This is a genomic window from Vibrio sp. 378, from assembly GCF_033339435.1.
This window is the reverse complement of sequence record NZ_JAWOUO010000280.1, coordinates 1-882: the sequence shown is the minus strand read 5'-3', so window position 1 is coordinate 882 and position 882 is coordinate 1. Positions and strand designations below refer to the sequence as shown.

The following is an 882-nucleotide window of genomic DNA, read 5'->3' as shown; positions in this document are numbered from 1 at the left end:
CGAAGCCACGTACCGCATCGACTTTGATGTCTGGTGTGGTTTTAGGCATCACGATGGTGGTTTTGATGCCTAGCTTAGTACCAGAGAGCGCCATGCCTTGAGCGTGGTTACCTGCCGATGCTGCAATGACACCAGCGGCTTTTTGTGCTTCAGATAAACTCGCCACCATGTTGTATGCACCGCGCAATTTGAACGAGTGTACGGGTTGGCGATCTTCACGCTTGATCTGCACGTTATTCCCGATACGTGCAGATAAACGAGGCATTTCTTGCAGTGGCGTTACTGTTGCGACTTCATAAACAGGTGCGCGAAGGATTTGGCGCAGATAGTCTGCGCCAGATTGATTCGCTTTTTTTTCGGGTTGAGATTCCATCATGGCTAGCCCTCTAGCTTCGATTTATCTCGTACTGCACCTTTGTCAGCACTGGTTGCCATGCTGGCGTACGCTTTTAGGGCGAAAGAAACTTCACGTTGACGATTTGCTGGTTTCCAACCCAGTTCGTCTTGTTTTACGCGGCGCTCTGCAAGTTCCTGTTCAGAGATCTCAAGAGAGATGCTGCGATTTGGAATATCAATCGCAATCAAATCGCCATCTTGAACCAAGCCGATCGCACCGCCATTGGCCGCTTCTGGAGAAGCATGGCCGATAGACAGACCAGAGGTACCACCAGAGAAGCGACCGTCAGTTAATAACGCACACTCTTTACCTAAGCCCATCGATTTTAGATAAGTGGTTGGGTAGAGCATTTCTTGCATGCCCGGGCCACCTTTTGGACCTTCGTAGCGAATCACAACTACATCGCCCGCTTTCACTTTGCCGCCAAGGATGCCGTCTACCGCATCTTCCTGGCTTTCAAACACTACCGCAGGGCCAGTAAATTT

2 protein-coding genes are annotated in these 882 nt (G+C 50.3%); both read right to left on the bottom strand.

What is annotated here, in order from left to right; all coding sequences use genetic code 11:
* The coding region (locus R7Q48_RS25715; RefSeq protein ID WP_318132995.1) for a pyridoxal-phosphate dependent enzyme at window positions 1-376 on the bottom strand (376 nt) is incomplete at its 3' end.
* Between the two features lie 2 nt (window positions 377-378).
* The coding region (locus R7Q48_RS25710) for a dihydroxy-acid dehydratase (protein ID WP_318132994.1) at window positions 379-882 on the bottom strand (504 nt) is incomplete at its 5' end.